We start from the raw sequence: 25,109 nt of genomic DNA on the forward strand, positions 1-25,109 counted from the left end.
CGCGCGGGGCATAGGCGGTGCGCCATGCATGATATCAAAGCCATTCGGGACAATCCCGCCGCCTTCGACGCCGCCCTCGCCCGCCGTGGCATGGAGCCGGTCGCCGCCTCCATCGGCGAGGAGGACACGCGCTGGCGCGCCGTCGCGACGCAGGTGCAGGAAGGCCTCGCGCGCCGCAATGAGGCCAGCAAGGCCATCGGCCAGGCGATGGCGAAGGGCGACAAGGAGACAGCCGAGGCGCTGAAGGGCGAGGTCGCGACCCTCAAGACCAGCCTGCCCGAGCTGGAGGCGCAGGAGAAGACGCTGGCGGAGGCCGTGCAGAGCCGTCTTGCCGCCATTCCCAATCTGCCCGCCGCAGACGTGCCCGATGGCGTCGACGAGACTGGCAATGTGGAAGTGCATCGCTGGGGCACGCCGCGCAGCTTCGACTTCACGCCGCAGGACCATGCCGATTTCGGTCCCGCGCTCGGCCTCGATTTCGAGGGTGCGGCTGCCATGTCCGGCGCGCGCTTTGCGGCGCTGCGGGGGCAGATGGCGCGCCTCCACCGGGCGCTGGCGCAGTTCATGCTCGACCGGCAGACGGAGGCCAATGGCTATACCGAGGTCAATCCGCCGCTGCTGGTACGCGATGAGGCGGTGTTCGGCACCGGGCAGTTGCCCAAGTTCGCCGAAGACCTCTTCCGCACCACCACCGGCCACTGGCTGATCCCGACCGCCGAGGTGAGCCTAACCAACCTCGTGCGCGAGCAGATTTTGACCGAGGCCGCGCTGCCGATGCGGTTCACGGCGCTCACGCCCTGCTTCCGCTCGGAGGCGGGATCGGCGGGGCGCGATACGCGTGGGTTCATTCGTCAGCATCAGTTCGAGAAGGTCGAGCTGGTGGCGATCTGCACGCCCGATCAGGCGGCGGCGGAGCATGAGCATATGCTGAAATCCGCCGAGGGCATTCTTGAGGCGCTCGGCCTGCCCTATCGCCGGATGCTGCTCTGCGCCGGGGACATGGGCTTTTCCGCGACCAAGACCTTCGATCTCGAAGTCTGGCTGCCCAGCCAGCAGACCTATCGCGAGATCAGCTCCGTCTCGACCTGCGGCGACTTCCAGGCGCGGCGCATGAATGCGCGCTACCGGCCCGAGGGCGAGAAGGGCACGCGCTTCCTGCACACGCTCAACGGATCGGGTCTCGCCGTAGGGCGGACACTGGTGGCGGTGCTGGAGAATTACCAGAACGCCGACGGCAGCGTGACCGTGCCCGAGGCGTTGCTACCCTATACCGGTGGCCTCACGACGCTGGCGCCCGCCTGATGCGCATTCTGCTCACCAATGATGACGGCGTAAACGCGCCCGGCCTCAAGGTGCTGGAAAAGATCGCCCGCTGCTTCTCAGACGACATCTGGATCGTCGCACCGATGGAGGAGCAATCGGGCGCCGGGCATAGCCTGACACTCTCCCGCCCGCTGCGCCTGCGCCAGCATGGTGAGAAGCATTACAGCGTCTCCGGCACACCCACCGATGCGGTGATGATGGCGGTAGGGCATCTGATGAAGGACCAGAAGCCCGACCTGCTGCTCTCCGGCGTCAATCGCGGCGCCAATCTGGGCGAGGACGTGACCTATTCCGGCACCGTCTCGGCGGCGATGGAAGGCGCGATCTCCGGCGTGCGCTCGATCGCGCTGAGCCAGGTCTACTCGCGCGAGGGGCTGGGCGACAGCATTCCGTTCGAGGCGGCCGAGGCCTGGGGCGAGCGGGTGGTCCGCGCGCTGCTCAAGCAGGATGCGCTGGAACGCACACTCATCAACGTGAACTTCCCGGCCCTGCCCGCCAGCGCGATCAAGGGCATCAAGGTCGCGCGCCAGGGCTTCTACGACATCGACCGCACCCGCATCGTGCCAGGCACCGATCCGCGCGGTTATGATTATTTCTGGTTCGGCCTGCACCACAGCGACTCAGCACCGGAAGCGAGCGACCTCGCGGCGGTGGCGGAGGGTTATGTATCGGTGACGCCGCTGCATTACGACCTGACGCACTATGAATTGCTGACGGCGCTGGAAGCGGGGCTGGCGGGGGTCGTCGAATAACGGCAGTAATCCTCTGAGGAGGAGGGGAGAAGGTTGAACGCGCCAGCGCTTCCGCTTTCCCCACCTCGCCTTGCACCCTGCCCTCCCCGCTGGCACAAGGCCGGTGATGTTCCAGCGCGACGATCCCCGCGTGCCGCCGCGCGCCTTTTTGCGACGGCGCTCGTCCCTGCCGGTCTGGGCCGACCTCGCCTGGCGGGTGGGCGCGATTCTGATCCTCGCGACCTTCGTTCTGATGGTTCACTGGTTCGAGCGGGACGGGCTGCGCGACAATCTCGACGGGGAGGTCAGCTTTGGCGATGTCGTCTACTTCACCGCCGTGACGGTCACCACCGTGGGCTATGGCGACATCGTGCCGGTCACGGACCGCACCCGGCTGTTCGAGAGCATCTTCGTTACCCCGGCGCGCATCTTCGTCTGGCTGATCTTTCTTGGCACGGCCTATCAGTTCGTTTTCCGCAATGTTTGGCACAGGTGGCGCATGTCGCAGATCCAGAAGTCCCTCACCAACCACATCATCGTCGCCGGCTTCGGCACGAGCGGTTCCGAGGCGGTGCGGGAGCTGGTGGCGCGCGGCACCGACCCACGCTGCATCGTCGTCATCGAGCGCAGCGACGAATCACTGGCGCTGGCCGAGGCTGCTGGCTGCAACATCCTGAAAGGGGATGCGACGCGCGACCAGACTTTGATGGACGTGCGCGTTCAAGAAGCGCAGGCCATGATCGTCTCGGCCGGACGCGACGACACCTCGATCCTCGTGACGCTGACGGCTCGCCACCTCGCGCCCGATATTCCGTTGAGTGTCGTCGTGCGGGCGCCGGATAATGAGTCGCTGGCCCGCCAGGCGGGTGCGACGACGGTCATCAATCCGGTCAGTTTCGCCGGACTGCTGCTCGCCGGTTCGTGCCAAGGCGCTCATATCGCCGATTATATGGCCGATCTTGCCGCATCGGGCGGGCGCGTGCAGCTGCGCGAGCGCCGCGTCACGCAGGCCGAGGTGGGCGAACCGCTGAGCGCGATCCAGACCGGCCTGGGCGTGCGGCTCTACCGGGCCGGGCGCGCTTATGGTTTCTGGGAGCCAGAGGCCGCGATGCTCTATGCTGGTGACATGATCATCGAGATCATTCCCAACGACGGCGAAACACCGCCCAGCCCTAGCCCGGCGTAACGGCGCAGATGGACCGCGCGGGACGACTCGCCTTTTGCTTGCCGGCGCCCTATATGCGCGCGCAATCATGGCATTGAAAATTCCCGACGCGCCCAAGGTGGGCATGGTCTCGCTCGGCTGCCCCAAGGCGCTGGTCGATTCAGAACGTATCCTCACCAAGCTGAGGAGCGATGGTTACGCCTTGTCCCCGGACTATGATGGCGCGGACGTGGTGCTGGTGAATACCTGCGGCTTCCTCGACAGCGCCAAGGAAGAAAGCCTCGAGGCAATTGGCGAGGCCATTGCCGAGAACGGTCGCGTGATCGTGACCGGCTGCATGGGCAATGAGGCCGAGCTGATCCGCGCCCGCTTCCCGCAGGTGCTGGCGATCACCGGTGCGCATCAATATGAGGATGTGGTCAATGCGGTGCACGATGCCGCGCCGCCCGTCCCCAATGCTTTTGTCGATCTGGTGCCCGAGGGCGGCCTCAAGCTCACCCCGCGCCATTATGGCTATGTGAAGATCAGCGAGGGCTGCAACCACAGCTGCGCCTTCTGCATCATCCCCGACCTGCGCGGGAAGCTCGCCAGCCGGCGGATCGATGCGGTGCTGCGCGAGGCGGAGAAGCTGGTCGCGGCGGGCACGAAGGAACTGCTGATCATCAGCCAGGACACCTCTGCTTATGGCGTGGACGTGCGCCATGAGGAGCGGCTGTGGAAGGGCGAACCGGTGCGCACCCATATGACCGACCTTGCCCGCGCACTCGGCGGCCTGCGCACGCCACAGGGCGAGCAGCCCTGGGTGCGGCTGCATTATGTCTACCCCTATCCGCATGTCGACGCGGTGATCCCGCTGATGGCGGAAGGGTTGCTGACGCCCTATCTCGACATCCCCTTCCAGCACGCCGCGCCCAATGTGCTGCGCGCCATGAAGCGCCCCGCCAACGAGGCGAAGGTGCTGGAGCGCCTGCGCGGCTGGCGGGAAATCTGCCCCGATATCGCAATCCGCTCCAGCTTCGTCGTCGGCTTCCCCGGCGAGACGGAAGCGGACTTCCAGTATCTGCTCGACTGGCTGGAGGAAGCGCGGCTCGACCGCGTCGGCGCCTTCCGCTTCGAGCCGGTGGAAGGCGCGCAGGCCAATGCCCTGCCTGACCATGTGCCAGACGACGTGAAGGAAGAGCGCTTCCAGCGGATCATGGACGCCTGCGCGCGGATTTCAGCAGCGAAGCTGGCGACCAAGATCGGCCGCACGTTGCCTGTGATTATCGACGAGGTTGGCGAACCGGATGAGGACGGCAACGTCGGGGCGACCGGCCGCAGCCAGGCTGACGCGCCGGAGATCGACGGGCATGTCTATCTGCGCGATGTGGATCCGGGGCTGTCGGCGGGTGATTTCGTCTCGGTCGAGATTGAGGATGCGGATGAGCACGACCTGTTTGGCGTGCCGATTTCGGTCTGACCAAGCTTTCCAGCCTCCCGTTCGTGTTGAGCGAAGTCGAGACACGCCGGCGCTGGTTTATCGTGTCTCGACTTCGCTCGACACGAACGGAAGGTGGTTCTGAAGGTTACTGCGCCGCCGCGAAGGCCCCCTTCCAGGCCGGTTTCACCGCGCCCAGCACGGCCGCATCCACCGGCACTTCGATCTCGTAGATCCCTTCCGCATAGGGCCCGGCCTCATAAGGCATGATCACGAAGTGAAGGCGGTTGAGCGCGCCGCCACCTGAGGTCGCGGCAATGATCGTCTGCTTGGTTGGATCGACACATTGGTCGAATTCGGGGATCGGGCTGCCCTCCCCGCTGCCGACGGGCTCTCCGCGCCGCTTGGCGCGCTCGGCGTCCAAAGCCCCGCAGAAGCGGTCTTTAACGGCGCGGCCTAGCGCAGCAATGTCGAACAGGTCGCTGGCTTCCAGCGCCTTATTCCCGGCCTTGTCCCAGTAGAGAACCTTGACCAGTGGCATGCCGTGGGCGCCGCCCGTATAGCTATAGCCTTCGCTGCGCAGAACGAGCAGCGTCGGCACGTCGGCCGCCACGGACCAGTCCTCGGTGTAGCTATAGCCACGGAAGGGATAGCCGGCTTCCTTCGCGGAGGCTTCTTCTGCCCGGATGCCGTCCTCCGTTTCCTTGCGCTGCTTCTCCGCGCTCTCCTGCAGCATGGCATCGAGCGGGGCGATGGCCGCCGCCGCGGCGGGCCAGCTGACGCGAAATTCAGATTCGCCCTTGGTGAACGCCACCGACTTGCCCCCCACCGCATTGGCCTGCATCGCATTGGCGGGCTCGGCTGCGTTAACCGCATTCTCGACCGGCGCCTGCATATTGTTGGCGACGGTCTCATTGCCGCAGGCGGCCAGCGCGATGCAAAGGCTGAGCAGAGTGGCGGTCTTGATGGGGGCCATGGGGCAATCCTTTCACGAATGGGGCGAGCCTAACGGATCAGCCGGCGCTTGCCGAGGCCCCTTGCGCACTCTAACCCTGCATTATGACGGACCCAGCCGATCTCGTGCGCCCCGACACGGGCCAGACCGCCCATCTCATCCATCTCATCGATGCCGCCAGCCATGAGCAATGGCTCGCCGGACGGACCGAGCGGGAACGCGCCGCGCTCGTGGCGCAGAATTACCAGCCAAAGGCCTATGCCCACGCCATCATGCCCGGGGAAAAGCCCGATGGTTGGAGCGTGGTGACATATGTCGCCAAAGTCGACTCGCTCTCCAGCTGGTGCCTCGCCAAACTGCCGGGCGTGCTGCCCGCGGGAACCTATCGCCTGGCCGAGCGGGAGCCGGGCCCGGCCATCTTCGGCTGGATGACGGCGCAATATCGCTTCGAGCGCTACAAGGCGAAGCCGGCGGCCAACGGACCATGCGTTCTGCTCACCGGCCAGCCCAGCGCCATTGACGGTGCGGCCGCGCAGGCCCGCGCGACGGCGCTTGTGCGCGATATGGTCAATACGCCGACGGCCGAGATGGGGCCGGACGAGATCGAGGCGCAGGCGCGCGCGGTCACCGAGCGCCATGGCGCGACCATGACCGTGACGCGGGGCGATGCGCTCGAATCGGGCTATCCGATGATCCACGCCGTCGGCCGCGCGGCGGACCGGGCCAATGCGCCCCGGCTGATCGAGCTGGTCTGGGGCCGCGAGGAGCATCCCCGCGTCGCGCTGGTCGGCAAGGGCATTACCTTCGATACCGGTGGGCTCGATATCAAGCCGGCCTCCGGAATGCGCCTGATGAAGAAGGACATGGGCGGCGCGGCCCATGCGCTGGCCCTGGCGGATCTGGTGATGGGTGCGGGCCTGCCGGTGCGCTTGCACCTGCTACTGCCGGTCGCCGAGAACGCCATCGCTGGCAATGCCTTCCGCCCCGGCGATGTGCTGCGCAGCCGCAAGGGCCTGACCGTGGAGATCGGCAATACCGATGCGGAGGGACGGCTGGTGCTCGGCGACGCGCTGACGCGGGCCGGGGAAGACAAGCCCGAACTCATCATCGACTTCGCCACGCTGACCGGTGCGGCCCGGGTCGCGCTCGGCCCGGACCTGCCTGCGCTCTTCACCAATGATGATGCGCTGGCGGCCACGCTGGCCAGCTGTGGCAGCGACGTGGATGATCCCCTCTGGCGCCTGCCCCTTTGGGCGCCCTACAACGACCTGTTCAAGAGCGACATTGCGGACCTCTCCAACAGTGGCGAAACGCCGTTTGCCGGCGCCTCGACGGCGGCGCTGTTCCTCCAGCGCTTCGTGCCGGACAAGACCCTGTGGGTGCATTTCGATACCTTCGCCTGGCGGCCGACCGCCAAACCGGGCCGACCCAAGGGGGGCGAGGCCCTCGGCCTGCGCGCGACCTTTGCCATGCTGCAAAAGCGCTACGGACAGTCGGGGGATTGAGCGATCGGGGCGTCTGCGCCGGGGGCCGGGATGCACCGTTGCGGTCGGGTATCCCTTGACCTTTCGGCCTGTTTTGCCGCAGGGGGCGCCGATGAAACAGACCATCGCCGGGACTAGCGTGGCGTCGTCGCCCGAACGCAAGAGCGTGAAGCTGGACGGGACATCCCGCAGCTACGATCCGCGCGTGCGCGCGATCCGGCCCGATCTGGCCGATGTGGCCCTCGCCGATCTGTATTTCGCGCCGCATTATGCCGCGCCGGTGCCGCGCAGCTGCGTTGTAGCCGCCACGATGCTGCGCGCCGCACCGGACGTCGCCGCAAGCGCCGTGAGCGAGCTGCTCTATGGCGAGAGCTTTCACATGCTCGATGCCCGCGCCGGCTGGGCCTGGGGCTATTGCGGCCATGACCATTATGTCGGCTATGTGCCGCTGGACGCGCTGGGCGAACCTGTCGAGGCCAGCCATGTCGCACGCGGCCTCGCGCCGGTGTTCGCGGCGGCCGATATCAAGTCACCGGTGCAGATGCTCCTGCCCGCCGGTGCCAAACTGGCCGGTACGGCGCAGGGCGATTTTCTCGCCATCGATGCCGGGTTCGTTCATCAGCGGCACGTCCGCACCCTCGCGGATGTCGAGAGCGACTGGGTTGCCGTCGCGGAGCGCCACTTGGGCGCGCCCTATATATGGGGTGGCCGGGGCCTTGGGCTCGATTGCTCGGGGCTGGCGCAGATCGCTCTGGCTGCCTGTGGGATAAACGCACCGCGCGACACCGACCAGCAGGCCGAGGCCGTCGGCGAGGCGCTGGGCGACAATGCGGCGCTCCGACGAGGCGACATCATCTTCTTCCCCGGCCATGTGGGGCTGATGGTGGATGGCGAGCGCCTGATCCATGCCAATGCCCACGCGATGGCCGTGACCATCGAGCCGCTGAACGATGTCGTCGCGCGGCTCCGCGACACGCATGAGCAGCCGGTGACAGGCCGGCGCAGGATTACGACATGACAAAGATTTTCATTGATGGCGCCGCCGGCACCACCGGCATCCAGATCCGGGACCGGCTGGAGGGGCGCAGCGAATTCGATCTCATTACGCTGGGCGATGCCGCCCGCAAGGACGATGGCGCGCGCGCCGAGGCGATCAACACCGCCGATATCGTCATCCTCTGCCTGCCGGACGATGCTGCGCGCCAGTCCGTGCAGATGATCGCCAATGATCGCACGCGGGTGATCGACGCCTCGACGGCGCATCGCGTGGCCGATGGCTGGGTGTATGGCATGCCGGAAATCTCCGGCCATGATACCGTCGCGAAAGCCCGCTTCGTGAGCAATCCCGGCTGCTATTCGACCGGCTTCATCGCGCTCGTGGCGCCGCTGGTGAAAGCCGGCATCATCCCCGCCGAGACGCAGCTCACATGCAACGCCGCCTCAGGCTATTCTGGCGGCGGCAAGGCCATGATCGCTGAATACGAAGGCACTGACGGCGCGCCGAGTGCCTTCCGCACCTATGCGCTCGGCCTTGGGCACAAGCATGTGCCCGAAATGCAGGCCCGCTGCGGCCTGACGCATCGCCCGCTGTTCGCGCCGGCTGTCGTGCCGGTCTATTCCGGCATGATCGTGGACGTCCCGCTGCATCGCGATCTGTTGGTCAGTGGCGCGGATGCCGGCACCATGCGCGCAGCGCTGGCCGAGCATTATGCAGGCTCGCCGATCATCAGCGTGGCGGATGATTATGAGGCGGCGACGCTCCCCATCGAGTTGCTGCGGGACAAGGACATCATGCGCCTGTTCGTCTTTGCGGATGAAAGCAGCGCGCAGATCCGACTGGTCGCGGCGCTCGACAACCTCGGCAAGGGCGCATCCGGTGCGGCCGTGCAGAACCTCAACCTGATGGCGGGCCTGCCGGAGACGACGGGGCTGCGCCTTTAGGCAACGGCCAGCGGATTTCCGTTCCCGTTCGTATCGAGCGAAGTCGAGACACTTTGCCACTGTGCTTGACGTGTCTCGACTTCGCTCGACACGAACGGCAGGTGGACTGGGCGCACCCCTTTGCACCCCGCCACCGACTTCCTATCTTTGAGGCAACACACCCCTCCTCGAAAGGACGCCCCCTCATGAGCGCGACTGCTACGCTGGCCGGCGGCTGCTTCTGGTGCACAGAAGCGGTCTATCAAAATCTCGCGGGCGTCGAGTCCGTCGAGAGCGGCTATATCGGCGGCAGTAAGCCCAACCCCACTTATGAGGAGGTCTGCTCGGGCAGCACGGGCCATGCCGAGGCAATCCGCATCACTTATGATCCGGCCGTGATCGGCTATGGCGATCTGCTCGACATCTTCTTTGCCACGCATGACCCGACGACAATGAATCGGCAGGGAAATGACATCGGCACCCAATATCGCTCGGCGATCTTCCCCCATGATGCCGAGCAGGAGGCCGCGGCACGCGCTGCCATGGAACGGGCACAGGCGGACTGGCCGAGCCCTATCGTCACAACGATCGAGCCGCTGGCCACCTGGTATCCAGCCGAGGATTATCACCAGCAATATTGGGATCGGGTTGGCGACCGGAACCCTTATTGCATGGCGGTGATCCCACCCAAGCTGCAGAAGCTGCGCAAGGGCTTCGCCGACCGCCTGCGAAACTGAGGGGAAACGGTGGCCATTCCGGCGCAGCAGTCTTGCGCGACGACGTGAAGCCGCTCAGACAAGGCACCTGTCCCTGATGGACATTGGAGAGGCTGCCATGGTTCGACCTGCCCTGCTAATCGCCGCGAGCGTGCTTGGACCGCTCACCCTGCAGGGCTGCGTCGCCCGCACGGCCTATAAGGTGGCCAAGGCGCCGGTCGATGCCGGTGCGAAAATGGCTGACTGGGCAACGGTCAGCGGCGACGAAGCGGATCGGGAACGGGGTCGCGAACTTCGGCGCAAATGCAAGGCGCGCTACGACCCTTATTATTGCGAATGAGGCAGGAGGGCGGGAGGGCAGGACTAGCCGCCCTCCCCCGCGATTTCCAAAAACTCAGCTTTCCCAGACGCGGCTGACGGCGACGCGCGCATCCCGCGGAATGTAGCGCGGGCGAGACGGCCGGGGCGCCGGGCGGGAGGCACGAATGGCCGTCGCCGCCATCAGCGGCGCACAAAAGAAGCGCAGGGCCAGCGACACGAAGCCGATGAAGCTGAGGAGCGCGACGCCCGTGCCAAGCAGCCCGGTGGCAAACAGGCACAGCACTGCCACGGCGAGTGACGCGCACCCTGCGATCGTCTCTGGCCGGGTCGCCGCGAAAGGCGATTCGTCGGCCAGTCCGGCGAACTTGGGCGTGCGCCGCCAGGCGAGCGGGCGATTGGAGAGGCCGGCAATGCCTGCGACCAGCACGACATAGCTGAGCGAGGCGCGGGCGATCTCGCCCCACACCATGGCGCCAGTGTCATAGCAGCCGGACAGGCGATAGCGATGCACGAGCCGCACCCACCATGTCGCCGCACCGATGAGCATCAGCAGACCGGCGATGGACGGCACCTTGACCGGCTCCATAGCGCCGATGGCCAGCCCAACGACCATGGCAAGCATGCCGCCCACGCTGACGACGAGCGCGGCCAGCGTCTGCAGAGGCGCGAGGCAGCGCACGACTTCCAGCAATTTTGTCCAGCCTGGCAGCGGCGCGGCAAAGGGCGCCGGCAGGAACAGACGCCAGTGACGACGCAGCTGCTGCACCGGACCCGCTGTCCACCGGAAGCGCTGCTTCTTGTAATCGTCGAAGGTCTCGGGGATCAGCCCGCGCCCGAAGGTCTCGCCGAAATACAGGCCCTCATAGCCGACCTTGCGCAGGCGCACGGAGACTTCCGAATCTTCCGTGAGGCACCATTCCGCCCAGCCGCCGGCTTTCACCAGCGCATCCTCGCGCATCAGGCACATCGTACCGATGGTGAAGGCACCGCCATATTCGCTCACGCCGGGGTAATCGACCTTGTTGACCGGCATATATTCCCAATAGCAGGCGCTCAGATAGTCATTGCCCTCATAGTCACGATAGTCGTGCGGCGTCTGGATATAGCCGAGCTTCGGATCGGCGAAGAACGGCAGCAAGCGCGAGAGGAAGTCGTTGCGGGAATAATAATCGGCGTCGATCACGCCGATGATCTGCGCATCTGAGGCGGTCTGCTCGAGCAGGAAATTGAGCGCGCCGGCCTTGGCGCCGGGCAGCGGATCGACGTGGAAAAAACGGAAGCACTCCTTGCCGAGCTTCGCGTTGAGGCGCGCGCAATGGGCTTCCAAGGGCCTCCAAAGAGCTTCGTCCTTCGTATTATTATCGCAGACCAGCACTTCGAAATTATCATAATCCTGCGCGGCGAGACGGTTCATCGTCTCGATCACGATCTCGGGCGGTTCGGCATAGCAGGCGAGGTGCAGCGAGACCTTGAGATGCGCGGCTGCGGGATCTGACGACGGAATCGCCACCGGCAGGCGCCAGCGCTCATGCGTCAGCACCGCTTCGCGCGCCACGCTGGCGATGAGATTGGCGAGGAAGGCGAACAGCGTCAGCCCGAGCGCGGCGAAGGCCAGCACCATCAGCAACGGCGGCAGGCCGGCTTCGAGAATGAACAAGGTGCCCCATAGGCTCGTCATCACGCTGCCAAGCCCGGCGCCAGTCAGCCAGAGGATGCCCGGCATGCTGAACCGCACGAGATAATAGCGCGCGATCGCGACCAGCGTGATCGTGGCAAGGAAGATGGGGATGACCGAGCCGATCTGCCAGGTCACCAGCGCCGTGGCGAAAAGCGCGCCGAACGAGGCGCCCAAAAACTCGTGCACTTCCTCGGAAACCGGCCGAGAAATACGATGCGGCGCAGAAACGGCACGAAGTGTCAAAAGTGCAGCCGCAAGTGTAAAAAATGCAACGAAGATCAACGAAGAATCGAGATCAACTCTGGATAAGGCGATCAATTATTCAGTCCTCCGTTTACTGCCGACACGCCAACTGGATTTGCCGCGTCCGTGCATAACGCATGGATTTGACAATCGAGCCTTCACGAACTCTTCAAAAACCGCAAACCAGCCAGCGGCAAACCGTGCATGAGCCGCCGCTGCCTGCCACAGTTGCGAGATTCGCGAGGATGGCCAGCGGTCGATCGCCCCCGCCCGCCCCGCATATTTTCGACCGACTCACTGCCTAGGCCGACCTCACGCCGCCGCGCGACGCAGACGATCGTTGATGGCAAGACCGAGCCCTTCAGACGGGATCGGCGCCACCGAAATGCGCGCCGCTGCGCTCTCGTCTGCTTCGTGCAGAGCGGCGAACAGATGCGCGGCGGCTTCGACCAGATCACCGCTCGGGCTGAGGTTGCGCTGGGATGGTCCCGGACCAAAACCGATGTGGAAGCTGCCCGGCGCAGGCTCCGTGCAGTTGAGCATCAAGGGTTTGGATGGCGCATAATGGCTTTCGAGTTGGCCGGGCGCGGTAATCCCTGCACTGGCTGCGGGTGCGCGCACCGGTCGTCCGGTGATCGCTTCCAGGCGCTCCGGGGTCACGGGGCCGGGCCGCAGCAGGATGATCGCATCGTCGAGCGGCTCGACGATGGTCGATTCCACGCCATCGCTGGCTGGCCCGGCATCGAGGATGAACGGGATACGCCCTCCGAGGCTGGCCAGCACATGGCTGGCACGGGTCGGACTGATCGCGCCGGAGCGATTGGCCGAGGGGGCGGCCAACGGCACGCCCGCCGCGCCGATGAGCGCGCGCATTGCCGGATGCGATGGCAGCCGCACCGCCAGCGTGGGAAGACCGGCGCTGGCAAGCCCGGCGACGGGACTATCGGGCAGGCGCGGCAGGACCATGGTCAGCGCGCCTGGCCAGAATGCCTCGGCCAGCGCCTGTGCCATGGCGTTGAACGACACCAGCTGGCGCGCCATCGCAACATCGCTGACATGGACGATCAGGGGATTGAAGGACGGGCGGCCCTTGGCCTCATAGATGCGCGCCACGGCGAGATCGTTGGTCGCATCAGCGGCGAGACCGTAAACCGTCTCGGTGGGCACGGCGACCGGTTCGCCGGCCATGATCAGCGCGGCGGCTTCCGCCAGCCCGGCGCTGTCATAGGCGCGAATACGCGTTTCGAGGGACCGGGTGGCGCGGGACATGTGCGGCCTATAGCCGCGCCGCGTGACACATTGAAGCGGCATGATAGCGTGGCGGCGAAAGGGCGGAGACCGGTGCCGCCGGCCTTCGCGTCTTGACCTCGCGGGAACGGCCCGCCACGGCTCAATCCATGATGACCGAGGGAAATGCCATGTCCACACCGTCCATGGACGATGCGCTCGCGCGGATCGCCGCCGCGCTCGAACGGCTTGCGCCGAATGCCGCCGCCACCCCGGATCTGGAGGCCCATCCGGCCTATCGATGGGATGGGAAGACGCTGGTGCCCATCGAGGGCTTCGAACCGATCGACTATGCCCTGCTGACCGGCATCGAAGCGCAGAAAGAGGCTTGCCTTGAGAATACCCGTCGCCTCGCGCGGGGCCATGCGGCGCACGACATTCTGCTGTGGGGTGCGCGGGGCACGGGCAAGTCGGCCACGGTCGCCGCCTGTGTCGGCCAGGTCCAGAAGGAAGGACTTCCACTCGCGATGGTCGAGATCGCCACGGACGATCTGCGCAGCCTCGCAACGCTGTTCTCGCTGCTGCGCGCCGCGCGCCGGCCGATCGTCCTCTATATCGACGACCTTGGTTTCGACGGTGACTTCGGCGCCGATGCGCGAGCGCTGCGCTCGCTGCTGCAGGGTGGCGCCAGTGCGCGCGGGAGCCATGTGCGGCTCTATGCGACATCCAACCGGCGCCACATCGTGCCGCGCTCGATGGGCGAGCAGGATGACCCGATCAACCCCCGCGACGTCGTGGACGACCGGATGGCCCTTTCGGATCGGTTCGGCTTGTCGCTCGGCTTCCATGCGCTCGATCAGGATGCCTATGTCGCCATCGTGCGCCGCTATGCCGCCCGTTATGAACTGGATGTCGATCCACTGGCCGCAATCCAGTGGGCAACCCAGCGCGGCAGCCGCTCAGGCCGGGTCGCCTGGCAATATGTGGTGGAACTGGCCGGGCGAGCGGGCATTACGCTCGACCGCTGAGCGATGGTGCCGAGACCACGATGAAAACTGTGCTCCTGCGAAAGCAGGAGTCTAGGGCGGGTCTCCTCTTCGGCTGCTCCCTGGGCTCCTGCTTTCGCAGGAGCACGGGGCTTAATCAATTCTGCGAAAGGCTCAGGAGGCGGGCGCGCGCTCCGGCGTCGGCGCGGCGGCCGGTCTTGCGGAATTGCTCACACGCCAGATGATCCCGCCGACATCGTCACTGACCAGCACCGATCCATCGGCGGCCACGAGCACGTCGACCGGGCGACCCTGCGCCTGCCCGTCCTTGTTGAGGAAGCCGGTGAGAAGATCGACAAGCTTGCCCTGCGGCCGGCCGCGATCGTCAAAGGCGACATAGGAAACCTTGTAGCCGCTGGGCGGTTTGCGGTTCCAACTGCCATGCAGGGCCACGAAGGCCCCCTGATTGAACGGCGCGCCAAGCGCGGACCCCGGCGTGAAGGCCAGGCCCAGTGGCGCCGTGTGCGTGCCGAGACCAAAGGCCGGGCGGCGGGTATATTCGCGCAGATCATCGCGCTGCGGCTGCACGCGCCGGTCGACATAGCCGCCCCAGTAATTCCACGGCCAGCCGTAGAAGGCCGCGAATTCCACGTCGGTCATGTAATCCGGCACCAGGTCCGAGCCCAGCATGTCCCGCTCGTTGACGACCGCCCAGAGCGAGCCGGTCCACGGGTTCCACGCCAGATCGGTGGGGTTGCGCAGGCCGCTGGCGAAGATATTCGCCTCGCCCTTGCGCGGATCGATCTCCAGAATGGCGGCGCGATAATCCTCCGCGTCCAGCCCGTTCTCGGCGATATTGCTGTTCGAGCCGACGCCGACATAGAGTTTGCCGTCCGGGCTCGCTGCAAGGCTGCGCGTCCAGTGATTATTGGGCGCATTGGCGGGAAGATTGGCGACCTTGCGGCCTTCTACGCTGATCCGCGTTTCGCCCAGCTTGTAGGGGAAGGCCATCAGGCTATCGGTGTTCGCGACGTAGAGCGTCTCGTCGATCAGCGCCATGCCATAGGGCGAGTTCAGCCCTTCCAGCAGAACATGCCGCTGCTCGGCAATGCCGTCGCCATTGGTATCGCGCAGCAGCGTGATGCGATTGGCGGACACGCCACCAGCGCCGGCAAAGCCGATCAGCTTGCCCATGATCCAATCCTGGATGCCGCCGGCTTTGCGGGGCGGGCTGTTGGTCTCCGCCACCAGAATGTCGCCATTGGGCAGGCGCAACATCTGGCGTGGGTGATCGAGACCGGCCGCAAAACGCTGCACGACGAGACCACGTGCGGCCACCGGCGCGGCGCCATCGGCCCAGCCGACTGGCTTGGCGATCATGACGGTGGGGAGGATCTGCTTGCGCGCCGGCGTGAACTCGGGCTCACGCCCTTCGAGCGCGGTTTCCGGCAGGCGCGCGACATCGGGGCGCGACAGATAATAGAACACGCCACCCGCGATGAGGATCAGCGCGGCGAGTGTCAGCAGGATGATCTTTTTCATGGCGACGATCTTACGGCTGCGCCCGCCTTGACGCAACAAGCCGAGCGGCCATGCGCGCCCTTATCTGCGCGGATCAGCCCCGGCCCTTCAGCCAGATCGCGACAGCCACGATCACCCCCAGCGCAAGCCCGGCCAGAATGCCGATCGAGGGCTGCCCGGTCGCGATGCCGACGATCGTACCAAGGAGAATGAGGCCAGCCAGCGGCGCACCGCCGCCCATGGGTGATTTGTCGCCTGAAGAATTCGGATCGGTCATGTCACGCCCATGCCATGTCCCGCGCCGCGATGCCAGCCGAACAAGCCGGCGGTCTTCGTCGTGCCGTAACTGGACAGATTGCTCCCGCGCGGGACTTGGTTAAGCCGTGCTTAGGCAGCGTGGGGCGTCCGGCACGGATAGAGGGCGAAGCTGGCACGGTCCGTGAATGGATACAGCTGGACCAGAATGACTTGATTTTGCGGGGGCAAGGGATCCGAATTTTGAATGCATCTTCCGATCATGGTCGACCGTCGGAGTTACGACGACGCCACCGCATTGATGCGCATTTTCGGCGATCACGCGGGCGTTGAAGCGGCCCAGCGCGCAGATCGCAGCCGCGATGTCGGCAACCACATCCGCTTCTGCCACTGGAGAGAGGTGGAGCGCGTCCTGTTTCTTCTCCAGGTCCAACATTGCGTGGGAACCGTCCATTGACAGCCGCGTTGAGGGAATGATGCGGCTCCCCGCAATTGCCGCTATCATCTCTCCCGGCTCATCCCTCAGTCCCCCCTAACGATGAGCCGGGAGAGAAACCCTCAAACAAGTCCCGCCTTGGCCCGCTCTTCCGCGACGAGTTCCTTGCGCGAGAGCTTGCCGACCAATGTGCGCGGCAGGCTCTCACGAATTTCGACCGCGCAGACGCGCTCATGCTTGCCGAGCTGCGGATTGAGCCAGTCCTTGAGACGCTCGCCGTCGATGTCGTCCTCCACCTCCGGCCGCAAGGTCACGAACGCCTTGGGCACCTCGCCGCGATAATCATCGGGAATGCCAATCACGAGCGCCTCGCGAACCGCGGGATGGCGATACAGCACGTCCTCGACCTGGCTGGGGAAGACCTTGAAGCCACCGACCGCGATCATGTCCTTGATGCGGTCGACCACGCGGAAATAGCCGTCTTCATCGATCGTGCCGACGTCACCGGTGCGCAGGAAGCCATCGACGAAGACCTCCCGATCGGCATCCGGATTCTGCCAATAGCCTTGCATTCTTTGCGGGCCGTCAAAGGCGATCTCACCCGGTTCCCCCGGCGGGGCAAGCCGGGACGGGTCTTCCCGGTCAAGCAGGCGCACGCGCGTGCCGGGAATGGGCTGGCCGATCGAGCCGGTCTTGCCCGGCCCATCATAGGGATTGGCCGAGACGACCCCGCTGCTCTCCGTCAGCCCATAGCCTTCGACCAGCCGCGCGCCGGTGGTCGCCATGAACCGCTCCTTGAGTGGCAGTGGCAGCGGCGCGCCACCGGAAATACAGACGCGCAGGGAAGAGAGGTCCGCTTTGGCGAGATAGGGGCTGTCCAGCAGAGCCTGGAACATGGTCGGCACCCCGGGCAGCGAGGTGACGCGGGTCCGCTGGATCGCCGCGATGACCTGCCGCGCATCGAACCGCGGAAGAATGACGATCTCGCCACCGCGAACGACCGTGCGATTGAGCACCGCAGTGTTGGCGAACACATGGAAGAAGGGCAGCGCACCCAGAATGCGGTCCTCAAGGGCATGCCAGGGATCGAGCAGGTCGATCTGCCGCGCATTGGCCGAGAGGTTCTGGTGGGTGAGCATCGCGCCTTTAGGCCGCCCGGTGGTGCCGCCGGTATATTGCAGCAAGGCAAGGTCACGCAGCGGATCGATCGACGGCAGACTGGAGGGATCATCGCCCAGCAGCGATCCGAACGAGAGAATGCGCGGATCGGACGGGACATGGTCGTCCGCCGACCGCTTGAACAGGCGGTAGAGCAGCGATTTGCCCAGCGGCAGGCCACCGGCGACGGAGCCGACCACCAGCCGGTCAATGCAGGAGCAATCCAGCACGGCGCAGGCATTGCCAAACAGGGGTTTGGCGGAGATGGTCACCAGCAGGGTCGTCCCGCTGTCCTCGGCCTGATGCGCCAGCTCCTCGACCGTATAAAGCGGCGAGAAATTGACCGCGATGGCGCCGGCCATCATCGCGCCATAATAGGCCACGACGTAGTGCGGGACGTTGGGGAGGTAGAGGCCGACCCGATCGCCGGGCTGGACGCCAAGGCCGATCAGCCCGGCCGCGAAGCGCCGTGCATTGCGGTAGCACTCGGCATAGCTGAACTTGCGCCCGTAAAAATCAAGCATCGGGCGGCTGCCGTCCTGCTCCACGGCAGATCGCAGCATCTCCGGCAGCGATAGCGGGGCAAAGTCCTGCGCCCACGCAACGGGGTGATCATAATGGTCCTGCCAGGCGGGTTTTTCGCTCTCCATACGGAGAGGCTATGCGATCCCGCGTGGCAAGGCAACGCCATGCCGGGCGACGCTACGTCGCCCGGATGAATGCTTTCGATCACAGTGCAAATTCGACCCCGAACGCCCCGAATCGGGGCGCAAAATCAGTCTTCGCGGGGGCGGCTCGCGAACAAAGCGGCTTCCTCCGCCAGCATCGTTTCAGACGCGCGGCGCTGTGCGTCCTCGCGCTCCTGACGCAGTTCGGCGATCAGCGCCTCACGGTCGCCATCGAGACGGTTGTCGGTCGGCGCTTCGATGCCGGCCTTCTTGGCCGCCTTGGCCACCAGCGCGTCCAGCTCACGCTGCGAGCACAGGCCCAGCGTCACCGGATCCTTGGGCTGGATGTTGCTGATGTTCCAGTGGGTCCGCTCGCGGATCGCCTGGATGGTCGTGCGCGTCGTGCCGATCAGCTTGCCGATCGCGCCGTCCGAAACCTCGGGATGGTGGCGCAGAATCCATGCGATGCCGTCCGGCTTGTCCTGACGCTTGGAAACCGGCGTGTAGCGCGGCCCCTTGGTGCGGCGGACCGGGTCCGGCCCCTTGAGCATCTGCAGCTTGTAATCGGGGTTCTGCTCGCCCTTGTGGATTTCCTCCACCGAGATTTCATGCGCACGAACCGGATCGCGGCCGGTATATTTCGTGCCGGCGGTATCGTCCGCGATCGCCTGCACCTCGAGAATGTGCAAACCGCAGAATTCCGCAATCTGCTCAAAGCTGAGCGCAGTGTTGTCGACCAGCCAGCTGGCTGTGGCGTGGGGCATGAGCGGCTGTGCCACGGGACAAGTCCTTCTGTGCAAAATAGAAGGGCCACCCCTCACGGGATGGCCTCGATGGTCGCACAGATAAGCTATTCCGGCTGGATCGGCAAGCGCTCGCGCGCGTCACGGCGCCCAAGGGGGCGAAAGACCGTTCGGCCTGTACAACGGGCTCAGGCCGCGTGTGCCAACGCCGGGGCGTCGAGCCAGTGCAAGCTCTCGAGGAACTGCTCTGCACTGCGCCGCCAGGTGAAGCCCCGCGCATGCGCCGTGCAGGCCGACGGAGAAAGCTCCAGCGCCTGCGTCATGGCGCGCGCGAGATCCTCATCCATCGCGCCGGTCTGTGCTGTCAGCACGTCGACCGGGCCGGTGACCGGATAAGCCGCCACGGGCGTACCACACGCCAGTGCCTCGATCATCACCAGCCCGAAGGTGTCGGTGCGACTGGGGAAGACGAAGACATCGGCAGCCCGATAGGCCGAGACAAGCGCCTCGCCGCTCAACATGCCGAGGAAATGAACGGCAGGATGTCGCGCCTCCAGCGACGCGCGCGCAGGCCCATCGCCCACCACGACCTTGCTGCCGGGCGTATCGAGCGCAAGGAAGGCCTCGATATTCTTCTCCACGGCGACGCGGCCAACGTGAAGAAGGATTGGCCTCGGCAAGCCGGCAAGCGCGGGATGCCCATCCCCTAGCGGCGAGAATTGCGTGAGATCGACGCCGCGCCCCCAGTGATGCGTGTGGCGGATGCCGGCGCGATGCAGTTCGGCGCGCACTGACGGCGTCGCCGTGAGCACCGCCTGCGCCGCCCCATGAAACCAGCGGAAATAGGGCCAGAACCAGTCCGCCGACAGGCCCGTGCGCCGCTCGACATAATCGGGGAAATTGGTGTGGAACGCCGTGGTGAACGGGCGGTCATGCCGCAGGCACCAGCGCCGCGCGGCCAGACACAGTGGGCCTTCGGTCGCGAGATGGATCGCATCCGGGCCGAACGCCGCGATCATGCGGGCGATCGCTCCCGGCGCAGGCATCGCTAGCCGAATTTCTGGATAGGTGGGGCAAGGTAGCGTGTGAAAGCGATCGGGCGCGATCACCTCGACCGTGTGCCCCATGGCGATGAGTTCTGCGCGGACCGCCTGAAGCGTTCGCACGACGCCATTGACCTGGGGCGCCCAGGCATCGGTGACGATGAGGATGCGCCGGCCGGCCTTCGCAGGCCCATAACCGCTCAAGCGGCGACCTCCAGATCATCCGCGGCAGCGCTCAGGGTGCGTGCCGCCATCACCTCGGCCCAGTGCAGGATTTCCATCCGCCCATCATGATGCTCGACAAGCGCCGTGCATCCCTCCACCCAGTCGCCATCATTATAATAAGTGATCTCGCCGAACTGGCGGATTTCCGCCGTGTGGATGTGCCCGCAGACGACGCCATTGACACGCCGTCGTCCCGCCTCATGCGCAACGATCTCCTCGAAACGCGTGATGAACGCCACCGCATTCTTGACCTTGTGCTTGGCGATCTTCGAGAGCGTCCAATAAGGCAGGCCCAGCCAGCGGCGGACCTGATTGACGCGGCGATTGAGCGCCATCAGCGCGGTGTAAGCGGCGTCCCCCACGAAGGCGAGCCAGCGATGGGCGAGCATGACCGTGTCGAACTCATCGCCATGCAGCACCAGCAGCTTGCGGCCCTCTACGGTCGTGTGGATCATCTTGCGGCGGATCTCGACGCCGCCAAAGCTCATGCCGGTGAACTGGCGAAAAATCTCGTCATGATTGCCGGGGATATAGATGACGCGCGTGCCGCGCCGCGCCCGCTTCATCACGCGCCAGACCACATCGTTATGGGCGGTCGGCCAGTAGACCCGCTTCTTGAGCTGCCAGCCATCGACGATGTCGCCAACGAGGTACAGCGTGTCGCTGTCCACATTGTCGAGAAAATCGACCAACATCTCCGCATTGCACCCTTTGGTGCCGAGATGGATGTCGCTGATCCAGATCGTGCGGTAGTGGGCGCGCGGATGACCGCTGCGGACAGCCCGCTCCTGCGCGATTGAGCTGATGGCGTTCATGGCTTTCTCGACCCCCGGGGACACCATTTCCCCAAGCGCGCTCTAGCCGAACAATGTGACAGTTTTTCTGGGAATATGACGGATTTGCGTCACTCGGCAACTCTTCACCGCACCTTCAGGACGATCTTGCCAAAGTGCTCGCCCGCTTCCATCAGCGCGTGCGCTTGCGCTGCTTCGCCAAGCGGGAAGACGCGGTCCAGTGCGGGACGCAGCGCACCCTCCTCCGCCATCGACCAGACCGTGCGGCGGATCTCATCGACGAGCAGGCCCTTGAAGCCCGCGGTCCGCGCCCGCAATGTGGACCCGGTGAGCGTCAGGCGGCGCATCATGATTTTGGGAATGAACAGGTCGGCCTTGGCCCCCCCCAGCACTGCGATGGAGACATGCCGGCCGTCCTCCGCCAGGCACTCCAGGTTGCGCGGAAGATAATCGCCGCCCACCATGTCCAGCACCGCCGTCACGCCCTTGCCATCCGTGATGCGCTTTACCGCCTCGACGAAGTCCTCGCTGCGATAATTGATCGTATGGCCAGCGCCCCATTCCAGCGCGGCGCGGCACTTCTCGTCACTGCCACAGGTGACGATCGTCGTGATCTCGAACAGCCGGCATAGAGCCACGGCCATGGTGCCGATGCCGCTCGTCCCACCATGGATGAGCACGCTGTCGCCGTTCACGATGTAGGCGCGCTCGAAGAGATTGTGCCAGACCGTCATCAGCGTCTCAGGAATTCCGGCCGCTTCTTCCATCGAGAGCGCCGGCGGAATGGCGAGGCATTGGGCATAGTCGGCGCAGGCATATTCGGCATAACCGCCGCCCGCGACCAGCGAGCAGACGCGCTCGCCGATCACGTCGGGGCCTATCCCCTCACCCACCGCTACAATGGTTCCGGCCACTTCCAGCCCCGGCAGCGGGGAGGCGCCGGGCGGAGGCGGATAGCTGCCTTGCCGCTGCAGAACGTCCGGGCGATTGACGCCTGCCGCCGCGACCGCAATGAGCACTTCGCCTTGCGCGGGCACCGGCAGGGGAACCTGAACCTCGGTCAGCACATCCGGCCCGCCTGGCTCCCGAATAGCAATGGCGCGCATGGTCTCGGGCAGGTTCGTCACCTTGGCTTGCTCCCCCTGGCTGGCCGTGATCGGCCCTACGTCTAGAGTCCGGTGCGAAAAAGACCAGCCCGGAAAGCAACATAGGCGGATTGGGACCGCCCCTTCCGGCATGCCGAGGCTTCTGCCAACCCCGGTTGACTTGCGCGGACTTTGGCGCAAGCATGTCGCCATGGATTTCGACGACGCCTCACCCCGGGCGCGGCCCGGCGACCTGATTGCACAGCTGATCCGCGAAGATTTGGATCGGCTTTCGGTCGATGAGCTCGATGAACGCATCAGCCTTCTTTCAGCCGAAATCGAGCGCACCCGCGCCAAGAAATCGAGCGCGGTTCACCATAAGGCAAGCGCTGAGGCGCTATTCAAGAAATGAGGAGAGCGGAGGCAGGATCGCCTTCTGGCGCATATCGGCCTCCGGCAAATCGGTGGATGACAGAGCGGCCCTTGAAGGCGGCTCGCGGCGTGCCGACATTGACCCTAACGCGACCCTCTCTCGGGCCGCAGGAGTAGAACGATATGCCCTCTTTCGCGTCCGCCCTCGAAACAACTCTGCACAATGCCCTGGCGCATGCCACGGAGCGCGCGCACGAATATGCGACGCTCGAGCATCTGCTGCTGGCGCTGATTGACGATGAACATGCCGCAAAGGTCATGCAGGCCTGTGGCGTGGATCTTGGTGAGCTTGGCGACACGGTCACCCATTATCTCGATACCGAACTGGAGAGCCTGAAGGTCTCCGGCGGCGTCGACCCCTCTCCGACCAGCGGGTTTCAGCGCGTCGTCCAGCGCGCGATCCTGCACGTCCAATCTTCTGGCAAGGAAGAAGTGACCGGTGCCAATGTGCTGGTGGCTTTGTTCTCCGAGCGGGAGAGCTATGCCGTCTATTTCCTGCAGCAGCAGGACATGAGCCGCCTCGACGCGGTTTCCTATCTCTCGCACGGCGTCGGTAAGGGCGCTGCCTCGCCGGAGCCGGCCAAGCCAGCCCAGGCCGAGGAAGAGAAGAAGCCGGAGGCCAAGAAGAAGGAAGGCGCGCTCGACCAGTTCACCGTCAATCTCAACGAGAAGGCGAAGGAAGGAAAGGTCGATCCGCTGATCGGCCGCGATTCCGAGGTGGATCGGACGATCCAGATCCTGTGCCGGCGTTCCAAGAACAACCCGCTCTATGTGGGTGATCCGGGCGTGGGCAAAACGGCCATTGCCGAGGGTCTGGCGCGCAAGATCGTCAATGGCGAAGTGCCAGACGTGCTCAAGGAAGCGGTGATCTACTCGCTCGACATGGGCGCACTGCTCGCCGGCACGCGCTATCGCGGCGACTTCGAGGAGCGGCTGAAGGCCGTCGTTACCGAACTGGAAAAAATGCCGCACGCGGTGCTGTTCATCGACGAGATCCACACGGTGATCGGCGCCGGCGCGACGTCAGGCGGAGCCATGGATGCCTCGAACCTCCTGAAGCCTGCGCTGTCGGGTGGCGCGATCCGCTGCATCGGCTCGACGACCTACAAGGAGTTCCGCAATCACTTCGAGAAGGACCGCGCGTTGCTGCGTCGCTTCCAGAAGATCGATGTGAACGAGCCAACGGTGGATGATACCGTCAAGATCCTCATGGGCCTGCGTTCGGCCTTCGAGGATCACCACTCGGTCAAATACACGCCCGATGCCATCAAGGCGGCGGTGGAGCTGTCAGCGCGGTATATCAATGATCGCAAGCTGCCGGACAAGGCGATCGACGTGATCGACGAAGTCGGCGCGATGCAGATGCTTGTGCCGCCCTCGCGTCGCAAGAAGATGATCACGCCCAAGGAGATCGAGGCTGTGATCGCCACGATGGCGCGCATCCCGCCCAAGACCGTGTCGAGCGACGACAAGAGCGTGCTGGAAACCCTCCAGACCGATCTCAAGCGTGTCGTCTTCGGGCAGGACAAGGCCATCGAGGTGCTCAGCTCCGCGATCAAGCTGTCGCGCGCCGGCCTACGCGATCCGGACAAGCCGATCGGCAACTATCTCTTCTCCGGCCCTACCGGCGTCGGCAAGACAGAGGTCGCCCGCCAGCTCGCCACGCTGCTCGGCATCCCGCTCCAGCGCTTCGACATGTCGGAATATATGGAGCGGCATTCGGTCAGCCGCCTGATCGGCGCGCCTCCGGGCTATGTCGGCTATGATCAGGGCGGCCTGCTTACCGATGCTATCGACCAGAACCCGCATTGCGTGCTGCTGCTGGACGAGATCGAAAAGGCCCATCCGGACCTGTTCAACATCCTGCTGCAGGTGATGGACAACGGGCGCCTGACCGATCACCACGGCAAGACCGTCGACTTCCGCAACGTGATCCTGATCATGACGACCAATGCCGGCGCGTCCGACATGGCGAAGGAATCGATCGGGTTCGGGGAATCGACGCGCGAAGATGTGCAGGAGGAAGCCGTGAAGAAGCTCTTCACGCCGGAATTCCGCAACCGCCTCGATGCCATCGTGCCCTTCGGCTATCTGCCGTCCGAGGTTGTCGCCCGCGTGGTCGACAAGTTCATCCTGCAACTCGAGCTTCAACTGGCCGATCGCGATGTCCACATCACGCTCGACGACGAAGCCCGCAACTGGCTCACCGCCCGCGGTTACGACAAGCTGTACGGTGCCCGTCCGATGGGTCGGCTCATGCAGGAGAAGATCAAGCAGCCCCTCGCCGAGGAACTGCTGTTCGGCAAGCTCGTGCACGGTGGCGAGGTTCATGTCCGCCTCAAGGACGACGCTCTCACCTTCGAGATCACGCCTGCAGCACCCAAGCGCAGCAAGGGGAGTGCTACGCGCAAGGCAAAGAGCGGCCCTTCCGAGGTCTCAGAGCCAAAGAGCTGAACGCCATCGACGGCACAGTTCATATAATCTCGACCGGCCCCGGGCAGTTGCTCGGGGCCGGCTTGTTTTCAGGATATCCGCATCACCATGAGAATGGCTGGGATCGCTCAGGCATGATCAGGCGTTGAA

General features: G+C 65.1%; 23 protein-coding genes. 13 read left to right on the top strand and 10 right to left on the bottom strand.

What is annotated here, in order from left to right:
- Window positions 1-24: 24 nt before the first annotated feature.
- The 4 genes from serS (at window position 25) to rimO (ending at window position 4,678) form a co-directional block, all read left to right on the top strand.
- On the top strand, window positions 25-1,302 hold the full coding sequence (serS, locus tag M2332_RS06190) for a serine--tRNA ligase (protein WP_264573366.1): 1,278 nt from the start codon (window positions 25-27) through the stop codon (window positions 1,300-1,302).
- Window positions 1,302-2,075 carry a 5'/3'-nucleotidase SurE gene (gene surE, locus M2332_RS06195; protein ID WP_264573367.1) on the top strand — a complete coding sequence of 258 codons (774 nt, stop codon included), beginning with the start codon at window positions 1,302-1,304 and terminating at the stop codon, window positions 2,073-2,075. Before serS ends, surE begins: the two co-directional genes overlap by 1 nt.
- 106 nt (window positions 2,076-2,181) lie before the next feature.
- Window positions 2,182-3,240, top strand: a complete 1,059-nt coding sequence (locus M2332_RS06200; protein ID WP_264573368.1) for a potassium channel family protein — start codon at window positions 2,182-2,184, stop codon at window positions 3,238-3,240.
- 67 nt (window positions 3,241-3,307) lie between these two features.
- Window positions 3,308-4,678, top strand: coding sequence for a 30S ribosomal protein S12 methylthiotransferase RimO (gene rimO, locus M2332_RS06205; protein WP_264573369.1), 1,371 nt, complete (start codon window positions 3,308-3,310; stop codon window positions 4,676-4,678).
- Window positions 4,679-4,784: 106 nt separating this feature from the next.
- On the opposite strand, the gene M2332_RS06210 is transcribed toward rimO, so the two are convergent.
- Window positions 4,785-5,612 carry a DUF3298 and DUF4163 domain-containing protein gene (locus tag M2332_RS06210; protein WP_264573370.1) on the bottom strand — a complete coding sequence of 276 codons (828 nt, stop codon included), beginning with the start codon at window positions 5,610-5,612 and terminating at the stop codon, window positions 4,785-4,787.
- 83 nt (window positions 5,613-5,695) lie between these two features.
- Between M2332_RS06210 and M2332_RS06215 the strand changes: the two genes are divergently transcribed.
- The 5 genes from M2332_RS06215 (at window position 5,696) to M2332_RS06235 (ending at window position 10,051) form a co-directional block, all read left to right on the top strand.
- Window positions 5,696-7,096: a leucyl aminopeptidase family protein gene (locus tag M2332_RS06215; protein WP_264573371.1), complete on the top strand. Its 1,401-nt coding sequence runs from the start codon at window positions 5,696-5,698 to the stop codon at window positions 7,094-7,096.
- Between the two features lie 91 nt (window positions 7,097-7,187).
- Window positions 7,188-8,093, top strand: a complete 906-nt coding sequence (locus tag M2332_RS06220; protein WP_264573372.1) for a C40 family peptidase — start codon at window positions 7,188-7,190, stop codon at window positions 8,091-8,093.
- Window positions 8,090-9,016 carry an N-acetyl-gamma-glutamyl-phosphate reductase gene (gene argC / locus M2332_RS06225; protein ID WP_264573373.1) on the top strand — a complete coding sequence of 309 codons (927 nt, stop codon included), beginning with the start codon at window positions 8,090-8,092 and terminating at the stop codon, window positions 9,014-9,016. The genes M2332_RS06220 and argC overlap by 4 nt, the downstream gene beginning before the upstream one ends.
- Before the next feature lie 185 nt (window positions 9,017-9,201).
- A complete protein-coding gene (msrA, locus tag M2332_RS06230) occupies window positions 9,202-9,732 on the top strand; it encodes a peptide-methionine (S)-S-oxide reductase MsrA (RefSeq protein WP_264573374.1) in 531 nt (176 codons plus the stop codon).
- A 97-nt stretch (window positions 9,733-9,829) separates the two neighbouring features.
- Window positions 9,830-10,051, top strand: a complete 222-nt coding sequence (locus M2332_RS06235) for a hypothetical protein (RefSeq protein WP_264571045.1) — start codon at window positions 9,830-9,832, stop codon at window positions 10,049-10,051.
- Window positions 10,052-10,105: 54 nt separating this feature from the next.
- Here the strand turns inward: M2332_RS06235 and M2332_RS06240 are convergent, their stop codons facing one another.
- Window positions 10,106-11,896 carry a glycosyltransferase gene (locus tag M2332_RS06240; protein ID WP_264573375.1) on the bottom strand — a complete coding sequence of 597 codons (1,791 nt, stop codon included), beginning with the start codon at window positions 11,894-11,896 and terminating at the stop codon, window positions 10,106-10,108.
- A 369-nt stretch (window positions 11,897-12,265) separates the two neighbouring features.
- On the bottom strand, window positions 12,266-13,222 hold the full coding sequence (locus tag M2332_RS06245) for an L-threonylcarbamoyladenylate synthase (protein ID WP_264573376.1): 957 nt from the start codon (window positions 13,220-13,222) through the stop codon (window positions 12,266-12,268).
- Between the two features lie 164 nt (window positions 13,223-13,386).
- Here M2332_RS06245 and M2332_RS06250 point away from each other — a divergent pair, with 164 nt between their 5' ends.
- A complete protein-coding gene (locus M2332_RS06250; RefSeq protein WP_264574911.1) occupies window positions 13,387-14,208 on the top strand; it encodes an ATP-binding protein in 822 nt (273 codons plus the stop codon).
- Between the two features lie 132 nt (window positions 14,209-14,340).
- Here M2332_RS06250 and M2332_RS06255 read toward each other — a convergent pair whose 3' ends face one another.
- On the bottom strand, window positions 14,341-15,708 hold the full coding sequence (locus tag M2332_RS06255; protein ID WP_264573377.1) for a PQQ-dependent sugar dehydrogenase: 1,368 nt from the start codon (window positions 15,706-15,708) through the stop codon (window positions 14,341-14,343).
- A 73-nt stretch (window positions 15,709-15,781) separates the two neighbouring features.
- The gene (locus tag M2332_RS06260) at window positions 15,782-15,964 is read right to left on the bottom strand and encodes a hypothetical protein (protein WP_264573378.1); all 183 of its coding nucleotides are present in this window, start codon (window positions 15,962-15,964) and stop codon (window positions 15,782-15,784) included.
- 240 nt (window positions 15,965-16,204) lie between these two features.
- Here M2332_RS06260 and M2332_RS06265 point away from each other — a divergent pair, with 240 nt between their 5' ends.
- Window positions 16,205-16,399 (top strand): hypothetical protein, encoded by a 195-nt coding sequence (locus M2332_RS06265; protein WP_264573379.1) that lies wholly within the window; start codon window positions 16,205-16,207, stop codon window positions 16,397-16,399.
- A gap of 101 nt (window positions 16,400-16,500) precedes the next feature.
- On the opposite strand, the gene M2332_RS06270 is transcribed toward M2332_RS06265, so the two are convergent.
- The 5 genes from M2332_RS06270 to M2332_RS06290 form a co-directional block, all read right to left on the bottom strand.
- On the bottom strand, window positions 16,501-18,186 hold the full coding sequence (locus tag M2332_RS06270; protein WP_264573380.1) for a long-chain-fatty-acid--CoA ligase: 1,686 nt from the start codon (window positions 18,184-18,186) through the stop codon (window positions 16,501-16,503).
- A gap of 125 nt (window positions 18,187-18,311) precedes the next feature.
- Window positions 18,312-18,968, bottom strand: a complete 657-nt coding sequence (locus tag M2332_RS06275; RefSeq protein ID WP_181561486.1) for a DUF1013 domain-containing protein — start codon at window positions 18,966-18,968, stop codon at window positions 18,312-18,314.
- Between the two features lie 167 nt (window positions 18,969-19,135).
- Window positions 19,136-20,194 carry a glycosyltransferase family 4 protein gene (locus tag M2332_RS06280; RefSeq protein ID WP_264573381.1) on the bottom strand — a complete coding sequence of 353 codons (1,059 nt, stop codon included), beginning with the start codon at window positions 20,192-20,194 and terminating at the stop codon, window positions 19,136-19,138.
- Window positions 20,191-21,030: a UDP-2,3-diacylglucosamine diphosphatase gene (locus tag M2332_RS06285; RefSeq protein ID WP_264573382.1), complete on the bottom strand. Its 840-nt coding sequence runs from the start codon at window positions 21,028-21,030 to the stop codon at window positions 20,191-20,193. The genes M2332_RS06280 and M2332_RS06285 overlap by 4 nt, the downstream gene beginning before the upstream one ends.
- Window positions 21,031-21,134: 104 nt before the next feature.
- Window positions 21,135-22,115 (bottom strand): NAD(P)H-quinone oxidoreductase, encoded by a 981-nt coding sequence (locus M2332_RS06290; protein ID WP_264574912.1) that lies wholly within the window; start codon window positions 22,113-22,115, stop codon window positions 21,135-21,137.
- A gap of 190 nt (window positions 22,116-22,305) precedes the next feature.
- On the opposite strand from M2332_RS06290, the gene M2332_RS06295 reads away from it, so the two are divergent.
- Both M2332_RS06295 and clpA read left to right on the top strand, forming a co-directional pair.
- Complete coding sequence (locus M2332_RS06295; RefSeq protein WP_181560355.1) at window positions 22,306-22,506, top strand: DUF1192 domain-containing protein; 201 nt, start codon at window positions 22,306-22,308, stop codon at window positions 22,504-22,506.
- Window positions 22,507-22,649: 143 nt separating this feature from the next.
- Window positions 22,650-24,980 carry an ATP-dependent Clp protease ATP-binding subunit ClpA gene (gene clpA, locus M2332_RS06300; protein ID WP_181560356.1) on the top strand — a complete coding sequence of 777 codons (2,331 nt, stop codon included), beginning with the start codon at window positions 22,650-22,652 and terminating at the stop codon, window positions 24,978-24,980.
- Window positions 24,981-25,109: the final 129 nt, after the last annotated feature.

The organism is Sphingobium sp. B11D3A, from assembly GCF_025961695.1.
Lineage (GTDB): Bacteria > Pseudomonadota > Alphaproteobacteria > Sphingomonadales > Sphingomonadaceae > Sphingobium.

Coding starts and splice junctions, on each gene's coding strand:
- M2332_RS06275 (WP_181561486.1), bottom strand. CDS start 18,968: ATGCCCCACGCCACAGCCAGCTGGCTGGTCGACAACACTGCGCTCAGC.
- rimO (WP_264573369.1), top strand. CDS start 3,308: ATGGCATTGAAAATTCCCGACGCGCCCAAGGTGGGCATGGTCTCGCTC.
- surE (WP_264573367.1), top strand. CDS start 1,302: ATGCGCATTCTGCTCACCAATGATGACGGCGTAAACGCGCCCGGCCTC.
- M2332_RS06265 (WP_264573379.1), top strand. CDS start 16,205: ATGGTCGACCGTCGGAGTTACGACGACGCCACCGCATTGATGCGCATT.
- argC (WP_264573373.1), top strand. CDS start 8,090: ATGACAAAGATTTTCATTGATGGCGCCGCCGGCACCACCGGCATCCAG.
- M2332_RS06270 (WP_264573380.1), bottom strand. CDS start 18,186: ATGGAGAGCGAAAAACCCGCCTGGCAGGACCATTATGATCACCCCGTT.
- M2332_RS06210 (WP_264573370.1), bottom strand. CDS start 5,612: ATGGCCCCCATCAAGACCGCCACTCTGCTCAGCCTTTGCATCGCGCTG.
- M2332_RS06255 (WP_264573377.1), bottom strand. CDS start 15,708: ATGAAAAAGATCATCCTGCTGACACTCGCCGCGCTGATCCTCATCGCG.
- M2332_RS06290 (WP_264574912.1), bottom strand. CDS start 22,115: ATGCGCGCCATTGCTATTCGGGAGCCAGGCGGGCCGGATGTGCTGACC.
- M2332_RS06235 (WP_264571045.1), top strand. CDS start 9,830: ATGGTTCGACCTGCCCTGCTAATCGCCGCGAGCGTGCTTGGACCGCTC.
- M2332_RS06200 (WP_264573368.1), top strand. CDS start 2,182: ATGTTCCAGCGCGACGATCCCCGCGTGCCGCCGCGCGCCTTTTTGCGA.
- M2332_RS06220 (WP_264573372.1), top strand. CDS start 7,188: ATGAAACAGACCATCGCCGGGACTAGCGTGGCGTCGTCGCCCGAACGC.
- M2332_RS06260 (WP_264573378.1), bottom strand. CDS start 15,964: ATGACCGATCCGAATTCTTCAGGCGACAAATCACCCATGGGCGGCGGT.
- clpA (WP_181560356.1), top strand. CDS start 22,650: ATGCCCTCTTTCGCGTCCGCCCTCGAAACAACTCTGCACAATGCCCTG.
- msrA (WP_264573374.1), top strand. CDS start 9,202: ATGAGCGCGACTGCTACGCTGGCCGGCGGCTGCTTCTGGTGCACAGAA.
- M2332_RS06215 (WP_264573371.1), top strand. CDS start 5,696: ATGACGGACCCAGCCGATCTCGTGCGCCCCGACACGGGCCAGACCGCC.
- serS (WP_264573366.1), top strand. CDS start 25: ATGCATGATATCAAAGCCATTCGGGACAATCCCGCCGCCTTCGACGCC.
- M2332_RS06295 (WP_181560355.1), top strand. CDS start 22,306: ATGGATTTCGACGACGCCTCACCCCGGGCGCGGCCCGGCGACCTGATT.
- M2332_RS06285 (WP_264573382.1), bottom strand. CDS start 21,030: ATGAACGCCATCAGCTCAATCGCGCAGGAGCGGGCTGTCCGCAGCGGT.
- M2332_RS06245 (WP_264573376.1), bottom strand. CDS start 13,222: ATGTCCCGCGCCACCCGGTCCCTCGAAACGCGTATTCGCGCCTATGAC.
- M2332_RS06250 (WP_264574911.1), top strand. CDS start 13,387: ATGGACGATGCGCTCGCGCGGATCGCCGCCGCGCTCGAACGGCTTGCG.